The sequence below is a fragment of the Gordonia sp. (in: high G+C Gram-positive bacteria) genome, from assembly GCF_020438995.1.
Lineage (GTDB): Bacteria > Actinomycetota > Actinomycetes > Mycobacteriales > Mycobacteriaceae > Gordonia.
In genome coordinates this window covers 15,460-31,430 of sequence record NZ_JAGQTN010000111.1, presented here as the reverse complement: position 1 = coordinate 31,430, position 15,971 = coordinate 15,460, and the positions used below count along the sequence as shown (strand labels likewise).

Genomic DNA, 15,971 nt, shown 5'->3' with positions numbered 1-15,971 from the left:
CGTGGTGTCGTGTTCTTTCACCCAGCCTGGGCCAGGTTTCGAACGACCTAGCGAACCGCCGGATGCGAGGCCCGCACGTCCGGTGGTGTGAGAGGAGGGCCGGGAAACCCGGCCCTCCTACTCGATTATGCACACAGGTGTGGTCCGGGCGTACGGCATGCTCGCGGTGCGGCGCGCCAGCGAGCATACGTGGTTGTAAACAGACTTTGCCAAGTCAAATGAGGTGGGACACGTAGACATCGGGCATGGCGGGCGTTACCCTACGCTGTAGTAACCTACGTACAGGTAAGTTACTGGGGAGTCGGGCGGGGTTGGCCGCGAACCGGTCGACAGACCGTCTGGCATCGGGGTGAATCGCCTCGGGGTGAATCGTGTTGTGGGCCAACAGGGGGGCTTGACGGCCGGGTGTCGCAGCGCGAGCAAACCACCGAGGGTGAGAGGTTTTCGGCCGGTCGAGTTGTGCCTTTCGAGGGGTGAGGCATACACGGCGGAACGGCGGACGGGGTCGCAGACCGGGGGAGGGGCCGCGTGGTCGGATGGGGGTCGGGTAGGGGAGTGCTCGAATCATCCGGCCACGCATTTGGCCCCGGAACGTTCTTCCTGGCGGCTTGGGGGCGACAGGAAGAACGAACAATGGGGGAAGATCCACCCCGTTTCGAGTGGAACCCATAGGTCAGCCGTGCAGGATCAGGTCGGCGCCGCGGTGGGCGATCATCATGGTGGGGGCGTTCGTGTTTCCCGACGTCAGCGTGGGCATCACCGATGCGTCGGCGATCCGCAGGCCGGCGATGCCGCGTAGACGCAGGTCGGGGTCGACGACGGTGCCCATCGCGCAGGTGCCGACGGCATGATAGATGCTGCCCTCGTGCTGGGTCAGCCAGTCCGGTCCGGTGAGGTCGTCGCGGTTCTTGCTGCGGCCCCGCACGGGTGTCATCGCGGGTGATTCGACGAGGTCGCGGACCAGCCGGGCGCCGCGTAGCAGGGCGTCGACGTCGGCGGGGTGGCCGAGCCGGGCGAAGTCGACCACCGGTCGGCTGTCGCGCAGGATGACCCGGCCACGGCCCTGCGGATGCATGAGCACCGAATAGACGGTGAACGCGTCCTTGCGTTCGATGCGGGTGCGGCCGTCGACACGCCCGATGGTGTAGTGGATGGGGGTGACCGCCACCTGAAACTCGTCGGTGAACAGTTGCGCCTCAAAGGGACTGGCGGCAATAGTGCCGGTTCCGGAGGCTGCGAAAGATGCCGCGGCCCTGACCGCGTCGATCGGTCCCATGGTGTTGGCGGTGGGGACTTTCGATTCCCAGTACTGGGTGACCGAAAGGTGATCCTGGAAGTTCTCGCCTACTCCGGGCAGATTCGCGATCTCCCCGTCGGGCCCGATCCCGGATCGCAGCAGCAGTGCCGCCGATCCGATCGCTCCGGCGCACAGTATCACTTCCTCGCGGGCCCGCAGAATCGTTCCACCACAGTCGATTCCGGTTGCCCGACCGTTCTCGACGACGATCCGCTCCGCGTGGGTGCGGGTCAGCAGTCGTGGTCGCCGGTCGCGTGGGGCGCGGTGCATAAACGCCCGCGCCGACGACGACCGGAACCCTCGTCGCTGATTAGTCTGACTCTTGGACACACCCGTCTGCGATGCGCCGTTGTAGTCCGGGTTCGGCTCGTGTCCGGCGTCGACGGCCGCGGCGATGAACGCGTCGTCGACGGGGTGATCGTGTCCGCACCACGACACCGAGATCGGGCCGGCATCGCCGCGGTACTCGTCGGCGCCGTCGACCCAGTTCTCGATGGCCCGGAAATGCGGCAGCACATCGTCATACGACCAGCCGTCGCAGCCGGTCGCGGCCCAGTCGTCGTAGTCGGAGCGGCGCCCGCGCACGTAGACCATCGCGTTGATGGAGCCGCTGCCGCCGACGATGCGACCGGATGCGAACCGCTCGGCCACCCCGCCGCGACTGGGGTCGGGGGTGCATTCGTATTTCCAGTTGGCGGTGGCGAACAGCGACAACATGCCCGGCCCGGCAACCACATCGGGCCGGCGGTCGGTGCCACCGGCCTCGACGACGATCACGTCGGCACCGGCCGCGGCCAGCCTGGTGGCCACGATCGAGCCGGCCGAACCAGCGCCGACCACAATGTAGTCAGCTATGACGGGCGCTGAACTCATTGTGCCACAGCACTTTCCGATTCCGTGGGCACCGCTGTCGCCGCGGAAATCCGGTCACCGTTCTTCAAGACTGCCACGGTCGGTGCTGCTCCAATGCTCGTCGGTGCCGGCTACCGATAGTGCAGGGTCTCATCTCCCCATGCCTGCCGGATTGCCGCGTCCAGGTCGTCGACGACGCTGTCGGTGGCGTCGATGACCAACGTCGAGCGTACGTGTTCGTCGAAGGCCGGCCAATGGGGCTCGACACCCGACGGTGTCGCCAGATGAGCGAACGCGGTCCAGCGTCTGCGCATCCGGTATGAGACGTCCTCACCGGTCTTGCGGCCGTCGAGGCGGAACGCGGCGCCGACCTTGCCGCGCAGGATCGGATTGCCCCACACGTACGGGAGTTCGGTGGCGTGGGTGGCGCCCATTCGCAGCGCCTTCATCACCTTTGTGGCCCAATCGAATCGGTACAGGTACACGGGTGCGTGGCGGCTGTGTGCCTCGGCCAGCCAGATCGTAGGCATACGGAAGGCGATATCGCGGGCGATGCCGAGACCGGCCACCTTGGTGCTCGTTCCGGCGTATGCCGCCGATAACGACTCCCGGGTGGGCACCGCCGCCGTCGGATCCTCGGCGAGGATGGTGTCGAACATCTTCTTGATCCCGGGGAGCTTCACCGGCATCAGCGGTGGCCGCAGCAATGCGAACAGCGAGGCCTCGTCCTTGTTGGTGCCGATCAGCAGCGGCACCGACAGCGATCGGCCGGCCCGGAACGCATCCATCGGGTGCTCCGGAACCAGATCACCGTCGATGACGGGCGCGAAGGCCAGAGTGCCCGGCGTTTCCTCAGGCACCTGCCCGTACACCTTCATCGTCGCGCGTACGAGTTGCTTGACGTCGATGTCGTGCAACTGCGCTACGTCGCGGACCCCGATGTCGAGTACCGACAGCAGGTTGCCGGCCACCTTCGCGGCCCGCGTATTGCTGTAAACCGATGAGGCGGGGGAACTTTCGGCGATGGCCCGATGGAACAGGCCCTTGGCGGCGGGCATCGTCAGCAGGGTGGTGACGATGCCGGCGCCCGCCGACTCGCCGAACACGGTGATTCTGCCGGAGTCACCGCCGAATCCGGCGATGTTCTCGCGCACCCAGGTGAGTGCGGCCAGTACGTCGCTCATCGCGGCATTCGACTCGAATCCGTGCTCGCCGGGTTCGTTGAACGCGGTCAGGTCCGCGAAGCCCAGCGCACCGAGCCGGTAGTTGACGGTGACGATGACGACCTGGCCGTCGACCGCGAGCCGCGTCCCGTCGTACAGGTTCTGGCTGCCCGCGCCGAGCACGTACGCGCCGCCGTGAATCCAGACCATCACCGGCAGCACGGTCCCCGGCGTGACGACCGTCGGCCGCCACACGTTCAGGAACAGGCAGTCCTCGCTCGACGGCGTTCCGGTGTCCATGCCCGGGATCGATGCCTGCGGGCTGATCGGGCCGAATGCCGCAGCGTCGACGACCTCGGTGTGCGGTTCGGGCGGTGTGGCACGCCGCCAGCGCTGCGCCCGCGCGAACCGGATCCCTTTCCAGACATCGGCACCGGATTCCCGGACGCCCCGATACGGTCCGTACGCGGTGTTCACGACAAGCCCATCGTTCATGCCGTACATCCCACCACGAGCGCGGGTGGATTCACCCCGAATCGGAACGGCCGGGTATGTCGGTCTGTTCGGCGATGTGTTCTCGTGCGTGCGCGATCGCGTCGTCGAGGTCGCCGATCAAGTGCTTCTCATGACGGAGCGAATCGAAGACCCCGACACCGCTGAGCAGTTGGTGATGCTCGTCCTGGACACCTTTGAGGATGACGGTGACGCCGCGGCCCTCGAGTTCGGTGACGATCTCGGCGAGCGTATGTGCGCCGGTCGCATCGATCATGCCCAGCCGCGACATCCTGATGATCACGACGCGCACGTCGGGGTGGTCGTCGGCACCACCGGTGATGGCTGTCGAAATACGTTCGGCCGCACCGAAGAACATCGCTCCGTCGAGCAGCAGCAGGGCGATGTGCTCGTCGCCGGGGCGGGCCGGGCCGGGTAGCGGTTCGCGGGTGACGCTGGAGCGGCGGGCCACTTGGCGCAGCGCGAAGAACGCCGCCACCACGATCCCGATCTGCACCGCCTCGATCAGATCGAAGCAGATGGTGATCACGGCGGTCACCGCGAAGATCGCCGCGTCGGCGCGGGTGGAGCGCAGGATGGACCGCGCGGTGTGCGGCGAGACCATCCGGAACGAGGTCACCATGAGCACACCGGCGAGTGCGGCGAGCGGGATGCCGGAGACGGGGCCGGTCGCCAGGTAGACGACCGCCAGCAACACGAGCGAGTGCACGATCGCCGCGACCCGGGTACGGGCGCCCGCCCGTACGTTGACGGCGGTTCGGGCGATGGCGCCGGTGGCGGGCATACCGCCGAACAGTCCCGACGCCACCGACGCCAGGCCCTGACCGGTGAGTTCGCGATCGGGGTCATACGGCCCGGTCGGCGACATGGTGGCCGCGACCCGTGCCGACAGCAGGGATTCGATAGCGGCGAGCGCCGCGATCGCTGCGGCGGCCCCGGCCAGTGACTTCAGCGCACCGAGGTCGACGTCCGGCAGTGCGGGCGCGGGGAGTTCGGACGGCAGTTCGCCGATCTGCGCCACGTCGACATCGAGCAGTCCCGCGACGATCGTCACCACGATCACCGCGGTGAGCGATTCGGGGATGGACCGGTGGATCCGCGGCAGGATCAGCATCATCGCCGCGACTGCAGCGACCACCGCGAGCGCGGGCAGTGCCTTGCCCCACTGCACGTGTGCGACGACGTCGATGGCCGCGAACAACGTGCGTTCACCGGCGGGTGCGGTGGCGCCGAATGCGGCCGGAACCTGCTGGAGGAAGATGATCGCGGCGATGCCGAGGGTGAACCCCTCGATCACCGGCCACGGAATGAACGTCACGGCCCGCCCGAGGCCGACGACCCCGGCGACGAGCACGATCAGACCGGACATGATGGTGACGATCGCGATGCTGCCGATACCGTGTTCGGCGACGATCGGGGCGAGGATCACCGCCATCGCGCCGGTCGGTCCGGACACCTGGACGTGCGATCCGCCGAAGACCGCGGCCACCAGCCCCGCGACGACGGCGGTGATGAGCCCGGCGGCGGCGCCCACACCGGACGAGATGCCGAATGCCAGCGCCAGCGGTAACGCGACCACTCCGACGGTGACTCCCGCGAGGACGTCGGCGCGCCAACTCGTGCGCAACTGGCTGTAGTCGCTCGGGCGCGGCAGGAATCGGGCACCGCGGCTCAGCGTGCCCGCGGGAATCGGTTCACTCACGGGGAATGCGCAGGGCGCGTAGAGTGCCGCCGCCCGGCTCCAGACCGATCCCGGCCCAGGGCACGGACACGTCGACGATCGCGTATGCCGACGTCGGGAACCGGTCGATGTCGCCGTCGGGGTCGAGGGTCAGTGCGGTGGCCGGCATACCCGGCTCGTGGCCGACGACCAGCACCGTTGCCGCGTCGTGGGGAACGTGGATGCGGATCGCTTCGAGGATCTCGAACGGGGAGCCGCCGTAGATGTCGTCGATGAAGATGGTCGGCGCGTCGACGCCGGTCCGCATCAAGGTCTGACGGGTCCGGGTGGCCGTCGAGCACAGCGTCATATCGACGTTCAGCCCGTCGTCGGACATCCATTCTCCGGCCAGGGCGGCCTCCCGGATGCCGCGGTCGGCCAGTGGCCGGTCGTGGTCCCAAACGCCGGGCGGATAGCCGGATTTGCCGTGACGCATCAGCACCAGGGTACGGACGGTCATGCGATACCGGCCCTGCTGACATGGGCGGGGGTGTCGGCGTGGGGTGCGCATTCGGTGGTGCGGCCGTGGATCTCGAGCCGCTTGAGGGCGGTCACCGTGGCGCGCCACGCCGCGGCCTCCTGATGCAGGTACATGGCCTCGTCGTTGTCGCCCGCGGCAAATGCCGCATCGGCCTGGTCATCGAGGTCGAGATACTGGTCGACGGCGTTCGAGATCAGCGGGTACATGGCACGCGGGTCGCGCAGGGCGATGTCGATGGTCGCCGCGTCGAGCGTGGCGAGCCGCTCGAGTTCGGTCCGGTGCGTGCACCGCACGGAACCGGTGGTCTCGGGGCGAGGGTGGCCATCGGGCTGGTGCATGGGAACACCGTAAGGGGCGGTATGCGCGGCAACAATGAGCAACAGGCCTCTATTTTCACGAACAGGGGGTGAAATATGCGCTGGTCTCAGGCGCCGACCGCCCCCGCTGGTCAGGCGGTGACGGAATCGATGACGGAGGTGAGTGCGCCGGCCCATTCCTCGGCCTGCGTGGTCGGCTTGACGGCGGATGCCGCGTCGTGACGACCGTGCTCGCCCACCTGGGTGGCGCCGAGGTCGCTCAGCTTCTTGGCCATGATCTCGCCACCGTGGTTGAACGTCTCGTCGTAGATCGAGTCGCCCAGCCCGAAGACGGCGAAGTTCAGCCCGGTCAGGTCCGGCTTCTTCTCGTCGAGTTCTTCGGCGAACGGTTCGGCGCCGGTCGGCAGTTCGCCGTCGCCGTAGGTGGAGCAGACGATGACGTAAAAGTCGGCGGCGTCGAGATCCTCGACCGCGTAGTCGCTCATGTCGTAGATCGACGGGTCGTAGTCGGTGAGCACGTCGGCCACCGAATCGGCGACGATCTCCGCGTTGCCGCTCTCTGTTCCGTAAAGGATGACGACGGACATGTGGCAGCTCTCCTTTCGTTGTGAGGCACGCTACCCCAATCGGCTTCTTCTGCCGAATATGCGCAGGTAGGTGGGGCTGGGCAAATTTACTAGGATGTCCTAGTATTATATCCCGTGGGCCACGCCCCCGACTTCGGGGGACCGGGCCGGATGTGCACATCATCGGCCCTGACAGGCGCAATCCAACTCGCCGCAATCCGCTCGACGGAACCCGCGGCGCCCCGCGAAAGGCTGAACGACTATGACGCAACTCACAGAACTGCGGAGTGTTCCGCACTACCTGAACGGTGCCGCGGTGACCGTCACCGAGGGCCGCCAGGCCGACGTCCTGGACCCCAGCACCGGCACGACGCAGGCGCGGGTGCCGCTGGCGTCGGCCGACGAGGTGTCGGCCGCGGTCGCCACCGCGGTGCAGGCGCAACGCGGCTGGGCGGCCTGGAACCCGCAGCGCCGGGCCCGCGTCATGATGAAGTTCATCGACCTGGTCAACCAGAACGCCGACGAACTGGCCACCCTGCTCAGCTCCGAACACGGCAAGACCCACGCCGACGCCCTCGGTGACATCCAGCGCGGCATCGAGGTCATTGAGTTCTCCGTCGGCATCCCGCACCTGCTCAAGGGCGGTTTCACCGAGGGCGCGGGCCCCGGCATCGACATCCACTCGATCCGCCAGCCGCTCGGTGTGGTCGCCGGCATCACCCCGTTCAACTTCCCGGCGATGATCCCGCTGTGGAAGGCCGGGCCCGCGCTGGCCTGCGGTAACGCCTTCATCCTCAAGCCCAGCGAACGCGATCCGTCCGTTCCGGTGCGCCTGGCCGAACTGTTCACCCAGGCGGGGCTGCCCGACGGCGTGTTCCAGGTGATCAACGGCGACAAGGTGGCCGTCGACGCACTTCTGACGCATCCCGACGTGAAGGCGCTCGGCTTCGTCGGCAGCTCCGATATCGCCCAGTACATCTACTCGACGGCCGCCGCCAACGGCAAGCGCTCACAGTGTTTCGGCGGCGCCAAGAACCACATGATCATCATGCCCGACGCCAACCTCGACCAGGTGGTCGACGCGTTGATCGGTGCCGGCTACGGCAGCGCGGGCGAGCGCTGCATGGCCATCTCCGTCGCAGTCCCGGTGGGGGAGCAGACCGCCGAGCGGCTGCGCGCCAAGCTCATCGACCGCGTCACCGCGCTGCGGGTGGGCCACAGCCTCGACCCGAAGGCCGACTACGGACCGCTCGTCACCGGCGCGGCCCTGGCACGTGTACGTTCCTACATCGACAAGGGCGTCGAAGAAGGCGCCGATCTGGTGGTCGACGGCCGCGAACGTGGCAGTGACGAACAGCAATTCGGCGACCACGACCTGTCCGGCGGCTACTTCATCGGCCCCACCCTGTTCGATCACGTCACCAAGGACATGGTCATCTACACCGACGAGATCTTCGGCCCGGTGCTCTCGATCGTCCGGGCCGCCGACTACGAGGAAGCCCTCGCTCTGGCATCGGATCACCAGTACGGCAACGGTGTCGCGATCTTCACCCAGGACGGCGACGCGGCCCGCGACTTCACCGCCCGTGTTGAGGTGGGCATGGTGGGTGTCAACGTGCCCATCCCGGTTCCCGTGGCGTACTACACCTTCGGCGGCTGGAAGCGCTCGGGCTTCGGTGATCTCAACCAGCACGGCCCGGCGTCGATCGAGTTCTACACCAAGACCAAGACCGTCACCACCCGCTGGCCCTCGGGCATCAAGGACGGTGCCGAGTTCGTCATCCCGACGATGGACTGACCCGGGCGTACGGAAGGACAACGGTGACAGCAACTTTCGATGCCGATCTCGATGAAGACGCCCGCGTCATCGCCGAGACCGCGGCGGCCTTCGCCGCCAAGAAGATCGCGCCGTTCGCGCTCGAATGGGACCAGACGCACCACTTTCCGGTCGATGTCCTGCGGGAGGCCGCCGAACTGGGCATGGCGGCCATCTACTGTGCCGAGGACGTCGGCGGAAGTGGACTGTCCCGGCTCGACGGCGTTCGGATCTTCGAGCAACTCGCACACGCCGACCCGGCCGTCGGCGCGTTCCTGTCGATCCACAACATGTGCACGTGGATGATCGACCGGTACGGCACCGACGATCAGCGTCGCGCCTGGGTGCCGCGGCTGGCGTCGATGCAGGCCGTCGCCAGCTACTGCCTCACCGAGCCGGGCGCAGGTTCGGATGCGGCGGCGCTGGCCACCCGCGCCGTACGCGAGGGCGACGACTACGTGCTGACCGGGGTCAAACAGTTCATCTCCGGAGCCGGAGTCTCCGACGTATACGTCGTCATGGCGCGCACCGGCGGTGGCGGTCCCCGCGGCATCTCCACGTTCATCGTCGACCGGGACACGCCCGGGCTGAGTTTCGGTGCGCAGGAGCGCAAGATGGGCTGGCATGCCCAGCCCACCGCGCAGGTCATCCTCGACGGGGTGCGGATTCCGTCGTCCCGGCTGCTCGGCAACGAGGAGGGTATCGGTTTCGGAATCGCGATGAACGGGCTCAACGGCGGCCGGCTCAATATCGCGGCCTCCTCGCTCGGCGGGGCGCAGTCGGCGTTCGATCGCGCCGCGGCGTACGTCGCATCGCGAGAAGCGTTCGGTGGCAAGCTGATCGACGAGCCGACGATCCGCTTCACCCTCGCCGACATGGCCACCGCGCTACGCGCATCGCGGCTGATGCTGCACGACGCCGCGCGGGCCCTCGACAACGAGGCACCCGACAAGGTCGAGCGCTGTGCGATGGCCAAACGTTACGTGACCGACGCCTGCTTCACGGTGGCCGACCAGGCGCTGCAACTGCACGGCGGCTATGGCTACCTCGCCGAATACGGACTGGAGAAGATCGTGCGCGACCTGCGGGTGCACCGGATCCTGGAGGGCACCAACGAGATCATGCGCGTCGTCGTCGGTCGTTCGATCGCCGCACGATTCGCCGAATCCTGACCGGCCAAACCTGACACCGAACGTGCGCATTGCGTGACAATATTTATCGACAACCCGATGCGAAAGCGATGAACCAATGACGACGATAGCTTTTCTGGGACTGGGTAACATGGGCGGACCGATGGCCGCCAATCTGGTGAAAGCCGGGCACACGGTGCACGGATTCGATCCGGTACCCGCCGCGGTCGAGGCCGCGGAAGCCAACGGCATCAAGGTGTTTCCGACCGCCGTCGAGTCCGTGGTGGGTGCCGAGGTGGTGATCACAATGCTCCCGAGCGGATCGATTGTGAAGACCCTGTACGCCGAAATCCTGCCGGCCGCCACTTCCGGTGCCCTGTTCATCGACTCGTCGACCATCTCCGTCGACGATGCCCGCCGCATCAACGCCCAGGCGAACGACCGCGGCTTCGCGCAGGTCGACGCGCCGGTGTCCGGTGGTGTCAAAGGTGCGGTGGCGGGCACCCTGGCTTTCATGGTCGGCGGCACCGAATCGGCGTTCGCGGCGGCCCGCTCGACGCTGGATCCGATGGCGGGCAAGATCATTCACTGCGGTAGCGCCGGTGCGGGGCAGGCGGCCAAAGTGTGCAACAACATGGTGCTGGCCGTGCAGCAGATCGCCGTCGGCGAGGCGTTCAAGCTGGCTGAGAAACTCGGCTTGTCCGATCAGGCGCTGTACGATGTGATCACCGGTGCCACCGGCAACTGCTGGGCCGTGCAGACCAACTGCCCGGTGCCCGGACCGGTGCCCACCTCGCCGGCCAACAACGACTACAAACCCGGCTTCGCCACCGCTCTGATGAACAAGGACCTCGGCCTGGCGATGGACGCGGTGACCAGCACCGGCGCCCGGGCCCCGCTCGGTACGCATGCCGCGCAGTTGTACCGGGCGTTCGCCGAACAGCATTCGGATCTGGATTTCTCGGCAATCATCAAGACGCTTCGCTAGGGATCACCAAGACGCTTCGCTGAACCGATCTTCAGAAATCACCGGCGTCGTGGCGCAGCGAGTTGATCGCGGCCACGAGGCCGGTGATCTGTTCCGGCGGGATGCCCACGCTGCCGAACACTTCGCGGTTGAGGGCCGTGGTGGCCTCCTCGGCGGTGGACCGGCCCACGTCGGTGATCTCCACCAAAGTGGTGCGCCCGTCGGTGGGATGCGGTTGCCGCCGCACCAGACTCGTCTCCTCGAGCCTGCGGATGGCATGGGTGACGCTGGTGACGTGTACTTGCAAACGGTCCGACGCCTTGGTGATCGGCAACGAGCCGCTACGTGAAAAGGCAAGCAGGCGAAGCAGTTCGAATCGGGCGAAGGTGAGGTCGTAGGGCCGCAGCACCGACTCGACCCGGGCCAGCAGGATCTGGTGCGCGCGCATCACCGAGGTGACCGCCACCATTCCGTCGGCGACGTCACCCCACCCCGCTTCGGTCCAATTCACCCGGGCCTGCTCGATGGGATCGAATCTCATGCTGCGCCCGGCCATGGGATTCAGACTAGAGCGTGTCTCCCATATCCACCGTGCAAAGGGATATGGGAGACACGCCCTAGACATCCGAGGACACTCCGGTGCAGCGGATCAGGCGCACGAGCCGAACAAGTTCACGGTCGTCGGTTGCGGATCTACGATGGACGCGTGAACGGAGAGACTGCCCGGCCTGATCCCACGAGGCCGGTTTCCCCGAGGGCCGCCGTCCAGAGATTGGATCGTCCGGGCCCCGACCCTCAGCGTCGCGATCCCATACGTCCCGACCCTCAGCGCCCCGACTCTCAGCGCCTCAATCCTGAGCGCCTCAATCCCGAGCGCCCCAATCCCGAACACCCCAATCCCGAACGCCCCAATCCCGAACGCCATCGTCCACGATCGGGACCGTCCCCACGCGGCCCGATGCCTCCGCGCCCGACCGGTGCCGGCGATCGGCCGCCCAGCCGTCCCTTTGCGGCTCAGCCGCCGAGTCAGCCCTTTGCGGCGCAGCCGCCGAGTCAGCCCTTTGCGGCGCAGCCGCCGAGTCAGCCGTTCGCCGCGCAGCCGCCGAGCCAGCCCTTTGCGGCGCAGCCGCCGAGTCAGCCGTTCGCCGCGCAGCTGCCGAGCCAGCCCTTTGCGGCGCAGCCACCCAGTCGGCCGTTCGCGGCTCAGCCGCCCGGTCCGCCGCGTCCCGGCAGGCCTCCCGGCCAGCCGTTTCCCGGTGAGTTCGGACCTGCGGGGCCGGGTTTCGGTCAGGGCGGCTACCCGGTTTCCGACGGATCGCAGTTCGATGCCCCCGACGGTGCCGGTCGGCCGGACCTCGGATGGTTGCCCATCGGCAGGCTGCGGCGCAGGCCCCGACAGCGGGTGCGGCGCAGGCCCCGGCTGCCGGGTCGGTCGACGATCCTGGTGCTGATCTCGGCGCTCGCCGGCCTGGTCACCTACACGATGGGTTTTGTCGACTGGGTGTCGTTCGACGGCTCCACCGCCGGGGACGACCTGAGCCGGTGGGGTGAGGGCCTGACGGCGCTGCCCGGCTTCTTCTCCTACGAGGTCCTGCTCAATCCGGGCAAGTTCCTGATTTTGATGGGTGCGCTGGCGGTGGCCGCGGCACTGCTGGTGGTGCCGGCCTATCGGCGGGCGTTGCCGGTGCTGGCCGTGCTCGCCTCCGGTGGGTGGCTGGCGTTGCTGTCGGCGGTGCTCACTCTGCCGGTCGTCGTCGATGTCGGCGCCGGTGCGATCATCGCCCTGGTCACCGGCTTCCTGCAGGCGGCGGCACTGGTGGCAGCGGCGTTCATACAGGGTTTGGAGCAGCGTTCCTGAACCGCTACAGCACGCGGGCGATGGCGTCGACGATCGTGTCGACCAGGGCCGTCGCGGTGTGGGCGCCGGCCTCGCCGCGGGCCTCGTCGGCTCGCACCATGATCACCGATTCGACGAGCCGGAACGGGATGGCCGAGCGCGGGTCGTCCGGGTCACCGATCGCCTCGCCGGCGAGCGTTGCGTACACGGCGGCGAGTTCGGTCCGGGATCGGCGGAAGTCGCCGAACCGTTCGGCGGAGATCTCGGGCAGTAGATAGAGCGCGCCGAGGTTCCACCGGCTGTCGGCCAGTTGCCGGACGTCGAAGCGGGCGAGGTCGAGCAGCCGGTCCAGTGCGGGCCCGTCGCCGTCGAGCAACCGCCGGGCATGGTCGAGGGAGCCTGTGACGGTCGTGTCGAGCAGCGCGGCGAGGATGTCGTCCTTGGTGGCGAAGTAGTGGTACATCGATGCCTGCCGGATTCCGACGGCTTCGGCGATCTTGCGGGTCGATGTGCCGGTGTAGCCATGGGTGGTGAACAGTTCGGCGGCGGCGTCGAGGATCTCGTCGCGTGCGGTGGGTCCGGAGCGCCTGGGCTGGACGAGTCGCGGCCGTCCCGGGCCCGGTTGGGCACGTTCGGTGGGGGCGGTCGTCGATGGCCGTGGCATGGCACCCAGCGTAGGACACCGCCGGCGCCGGCGATCGCCGGTGAGCCGCGTAACACAACCGTAGTGTTCGGTAGCGCGCCCGCAACATTTCTGTCATTCGACAGAAAAGGTGCGGGAGTTATCTATCACTCGACAGATACTCGGCTCGACGACGAGCCTCACCACCAGTGAGGATGCCCATGACAACCACAGCGACACCCGAATCGGCGCCTTCCTACGCGAGCTCGGACAAGGCGGGCTCGGGCGGGGTCCCGGCGGGGAACGACGCCGACGACCTGTCCGAGCTCGGATACCACCAGCAACTCCATCGATCACTCGGCAAGTTCGCCTCGTTCGCCGCCGGGTTCTCCTTCGTGTCGATCCTGACGACGATCTTCCAGCTGTTCGGCCTGGGCTTCGGTTTCGGCGGTCCCGCCTTCTTCTGGACCTGGCCGATCGTCTACGCCGGCCAGTTCCTCGTGGCCCTGTGTTTCGCGGAAATCGCGGCACGCTACCCGATCTCGGGCGCAATCTACCAGTGGTCGCGGCGGATGGGCGGTGAGGTGATCGGCTGGTTCGGCGGCTGGTTCATGATCATCGCGCAGATCGTCACCGCGTCGGCGGCGGCCATCGCGCTACAGGTGGTGCTGCCGACCATCTGGTCCGGTTTCCAGATCATCGGCGACGACACCGCGCTGACCAGCACCAGCGGTGCCGCCAACGCCGTGCTGCTGGGTTCGGTCCTGCTGGTGATCGTGACGACCATCAACTGCGTGGGCGTGCGCTGGATGAGCCGGGTCAACAGCATCGGTGTCACCTGCGAACTCATCGGTGTCACCGCGGTGATCCTTGCCCTGTTCACCCACGCCCAGCGTGGCCCCGACGTCGTCTTCGACACCGGTGCGCCCGGTCAGCAGCCCGGCTACATCTGGGCGTTCATCGTCTCCGGGCTGATGGCCGCCTACGTGATGGTCGGTTTCGGCTCGGCCGGTGAGCTCGCCGAGGAAACGCACAATCCGCGCCGGGTGGCGCCGCGCACCATCCGGCTGGCGCTGACGGTGTCGGCGGTCGGCGGTGGCCTGATGCTGCTCGGCGCGCTGATGGCCGCCCCCACGCTCGACGACGAACTCGCGATCGGCGGTCTGCCCTACGTGCTCGACTCGGTGCTCGGCAGCTTCTGGGGCAAGGTACTGCTGTGCGACGTCGCCGTGGCCATCCTCATCTGCACCCTCGCCATCCAGACGGCGTGCTCGCGGCTGATGTTCTCGATGGCCCGTGACGGCCGGCTCCCGTTCTCCAAGCAGCTCGCCCACATCAACGAGCGCACCGGAACCCCCATCGCCCCGTCGATCCTCATCGGAGTGCTGTGCATCGCGGTGCTGCTGGTCAACGTCGGCAACGCGGCCATCTTCACCACCCTGGCCAGCGTGTGCATCATCCTGATCTACCTTGCCTATCTGGCAGTCACCGGACCGATGCTCTACCGGCGCTTCCAGGGCTGGCCCCGCCGCAGCGAATCCGATGCTCCCGCAGTCGATGCGGACGGTAAGAAGCTGTTCAGCCTCGGCCCGTTCGGGATCGTCGTCAACCTGCTCGCGGTGATCTACGGGGCGCTGATGGTGGTGAACCTGTCTTGGCCTCGTGCCGAGGTCTTCGACCCGGCCGGTGAGATGCCCGTCCTGCGCTGGGCCGGCCCGATCTGCATCGCCGCAACCGTGATCGTAGGCATCGCCTGCTACCCGCGCGGCAAGGAGCATCCGAAGCCGGTCAAAGTCGGTTTCTAGCAATATTTTTCGATACTCACTCCAGGAGTGTTCATCATGATCACCGCCACCATCACTACCGCCACCACCACCGGCGCCCGTGACCATGCCCGGGCACAAGCGTCGGCGCACACCGACTCGATGCCGGTCGTCCCGGCCCGCGACTGGCCCACGCCGCCCGTCGGTGTCGACGCCGAGCGGCTCACCTGGGCCGAGACCGTCCCGGGTGGGCGCTACACCAGCAAGATCTTGGCCCGGGGAACCCGAATCCGATTGCGCGACATCGACGGCGCTGCTTGCGCGCACCTGCTGCTGTGGCGCGCCGACGCACCGTGGGAGCGGCTGAACGTGGCTGACACCGTCAAGGTGCCGTGGCAGGCCTACCTTGGTGCCGGACATCCGCTGCTCAGCGATCAGGGCCGGTTGCTGGCTACGATCGTCACCGACGATTCGGGTCATCACGACGCCCTCTGCGGTACTTCCACACTCGCCGGCAATGGTGCGAAGTACGGTGCGGGGGAGGTGTATTCGGCCAGCCCTGCCGGTCGGGAACTGTTCACCCTCGCGGCGGCCAAGAACGGTCTGACGCCCACGGACATCCCGCCCTCGGTGTCGTTCTTCCACGGTGTCGTCGTCGAGCCCGACGGTTCGCTGACATCGAAAGGTTCTGCCGGACTGAACAAGTCGGTGGAGCTGATCCTGCACCTGCCGTGCATCGTGGCCATCGCCAACACCGCCCACCCCCTCGATCCGGCGCCCCGGTTCGCCACCGGACCGCTCCAGGTGCTGGCCTGGCGGGCGGCGGCCGACCTCAACGACGTGCTCGCCGGCGACCACGACCCCGAATACCGGCGGGCCGCCGACAACACCGAGGACGCCTGGGCCGCCGCGCACCTCCCGTCGTAA

14 protein-coding genes are annotated in these 15,971 nt (G+C 67.5%); 6 read left to right on the top strand and 8 right to left on the bottom strand.

All coding sequences use genetic code 11. The annotated features are described in order from the left end of the window. Positions 1-673: 673 nt before the first annotated feature. The 6 genes from KDB67_RS08855 to KDB67_RS08830 form a co-directional block, all read right to left on the bottom strand. Positions 674-2,170 carry a GMC family oxidoreductase N-terminal domain-containing protein gene (locus KDB67_RS08855; RefSeq protein WP_291014933.1) on the bottom strand — a complete coding sequence of 499 codons (1,497 nt, stop codon included), beginning with the start codon at positions 2,168-2,170 and terminating at the stop codon, positions 674-676. A gap of 110 nt (positions 2,171-2,280) precedes the next feature. After that, the gene (locus KDB67_RS08850; protein WP_324387555.1) at positions 2,281-3,807 is read right to left on the bottom strand and encodes a carboxylesterase/lipase family protein; all 1,527 of its coding nucleotides are present in this window, start codon (positions 3,805-3,807) and stop codon (positions 2,281-2,283) included. A 31-nt stretch (positions 3,808-3,838) separates the two neighbouring features. Continuing rightward, entirely contained in the window at positions 3,839-5,527 is a 1,689-nt protein-coding gene (locus tag KDB67_RS08845; RefSeq protein WP_291014928.1) for a SulP family inorganic anion transporter, read from the bottom strand. Next, a complete protein-coding gene (locus KDB67_RS08840; RefSeq protein ID WP_291014927.1) occupies positions 5,520-6,005 on the bottom strand; it encodes a histidine phosphatase family protein in 486 nt (161 codons plus the stop codon). Before KDB67_RS08840 ends, KDB67_RS08845 begins: the two co-directional genes overlap by 8 nt. Then, positions 6,002-6,364, bottom strand: coding sequence for a hypothetical protein (locus tag KDB67_RS08835; RefSeq protein WP_291014925.1), 363 nt, complete (start codon positions 6,362-6,364; stop codon positions 6,002-6,004). Before KDB67_RS08835 ends, KDB67_RS08840 begins: the two co-directional genes overlap by 4 nt. A 110-nt stretch (positions 6,365-6,474) precedes the next feature. After that, complete coding sequence (locus KDB67_RS08830) at positions 6,475-6,930, bottom strand: flavodoxin domain-containing protein (protein ID WP_291014923.1); 456 nt, start codon at positions 6,928-6,930, stop codon at positions 6,475-6,477. A gap of 241 nt (positions 6,931-7,171) precedes the next feature. Here KDB67_RS08830 and KDB67_RS08825 point away from each other — a divergent pair, with 241 nt between their 5' ends. The 3 genes from KDB67_RS08825 (at position 7,172) to mmsB (ending at position 10,843) form a co-directional block, all read left to right on the top strand. Further along, a complete protein-coding gene (locus KDB67_RS08825; RefSeq protein WP_291014921.1) occupies positions 7,172-8,707 on the top strand; it encodes a CoA-acylating methylmalonate-semialdehyde dehydrogenase in 1,536 nt (511 codons plus the stop codon). Positions 8,708-8,730: 23 nt separating this feature from the next. Continuing rightward, positions 8,731-9,897, top strand: a complete 1,167-nt coding sequence (locus tag KDB67_RS08820) for an acyl-CoA dehydrogenase family protein (protein WP_291014919.1) — start codon at positions 8,731-8,733, stop codon at positions 9,895-9,897. A 76-nt stretch (positions 9,898-9,973) separates the two neighbouring features. After that, positions 9,974-10,843, top strand: coding sequence for a 3-hydroxyisobutyrate dehydrogenase (gene mmsB, locus KDB67_RS08815; RefSeq protein WP_291014917.1), 870 nt, complete (start codon positions 9,974-9,976; stop codon positions 10,841-10,843). 31 nt (positions 10,844-10,874) lie between these two features. Here the strand turns inward: mmsB and KDB67_RS08810 are convergent, their stop codons facing one another. Further along, on the bottom strand, positions 10,875-11,378 hold the full coding sequence (locus KDB67_RS08810; protein ID WP_291014914.1) for a MarR family transcriptional regulator: 504 nt from the start codon (positions 11,376-11,378) through the stop codon (positions 10,875-10,877). A 402-nt stretch (positions 11,379-11,780) separates the two neighbouring features. On the opposite strand from KDB67_RS08810, the gene KDB67_RS08805 reads away from it, so the two are divergent. After that, the gene (locus tag KDB67_RS08805; RefSeq protein WP_291014912.1) at positions 11,781-12,680 is read left to right on the top strand and encodes a DUF5336 domain-containing protein; all 900 of its coding nucleotides are present in this window, start codon (positions 11,781-11,783) and stop codon (positions 12,678-12,680) included. 4 nt (positions 12,681-12,684) lie between these two features. On the opposite strand, the gene KDB67_RS08800 is transcribed toward KDB67_RS08805, so the two are convergent. After that, entirely contained in the window at positions 12,685-13,323 is a 639-nt protein-coding gene (locus KDB67_RS08800) for a TetR/AcrR family transcriptional regulator (protein WP_291014910.1), read from the bottom strand. 179 nt (positions 13,324-13,502) lie between these two features. On the opposite strand from KDB67_RS08800, the gene KDB67_RS08795 reads away from it, so the two are divergent. Both KDB67_RS08795 and KDB67_RS08790 read left to right on the top strand, forming a co-directional pair. After that, positions 13,503-15,086 (top strand): amino acid permease, encoded by a 1,584-nt coding sequence (locus KDB67_RS08795; protein WP_291014908.1) that lies wholly within the window; start codon positions 13,503-13,505, stop codon positions 15,084-15,086. A gap of 36 nt (positions 15,087-15,122) precedes the next feature. Continuing rightward, complete coding sequence (locus KDB67_RS08790) at positions 15,123-15,971, top strand: urea amidolyase associated protein UAAP1 (RefSeq protein ID WP_291014907.1); 849 nt, start codon at positions 15,123-15,125, stop codon at positions 15,969-15,971.

Coding starts and splice junctions, on each gene's coding strand:
- KDB67_RS08795 (WP_291014908.1), top strand. CDS start 13,503: ATGACAACCACAGCGACACCCGAATCGGCGCCTTCCTACGCGAGCTCG.
- KDB67_RS08810 (WP_291014914.1), bottom strand. CDS start 11,378: ATGGCCGGGCGCAGCATGAGATTCGATCCCATCGAGCAGGCCCGGGTG.
- KDB67_RS08850 (WP_324387555.1), bottom strand. CDS start 3,807: ATGAACGATGGGCTTGTCGTGAACACCGCGTACGGACCGTATCGGGGC.
- KDB67_RS08840 (WP_291014927.1), bottom strand. CDS start 6,005: ATGACCGTCCGTACCCTGGTGCTGATGCGTCACGGCAAATCCGGCTAT.
- KDB67_RS08830 (WP_291014923.1), bottom strand. CDS start 6,930: ATGTCCGTCGTCATCCTTTACGGAACAGAGAGCGGCAACGCGGAGATC.
- mmsB (WP_291014917.1), top strand. CDS start 9,974: ATGACGACGATAGCTTTTCTGGGACTGGGTAACATGGGCGGACCGATG.
- KDB67_RS08825 (WP_291014921.1), top strand. CDS start 7,172: ATGACGCAACTCACAGAACTGCGGAGTGTTCCGCACTACCTGAACGGT.
- KDB67_RS08855 (WP_291014933.1), bottom strand. CDS start 2,170: ATGAGTTCAGCGCCCGTCATAGCTGACTACATTGTGGTCGGCGCTGGT.
- KDB67_RS08805 (WP_291014912.1), top strand. CDS start 11,781: ATGCCTCCGCGCCCGACCGGTGCCGGCGATCGGCCGCCCAGCCGTCCC.
- KDB67_RS08790 (WP_291014907.1), top strand. CDS start 15,123: ATGATCACCGCCACCATCACTACCGCCACCACCACCGGCGCCCGTGAC.
- KDB67_RS08800 (WP_291014910.1), bottom strand. CDS start 13,323: ATGCCACGGCCATCGACGACCGCCCCCACCGAACGTGCCCAACCGGGC.
- KDB67_RS08835 (WP_291014925.1), bottom strand. CDS start 6,364: ATGCACCAGCCCGATGGCCACCCTCGCCCCGAGACCACCGGTTCCGTG.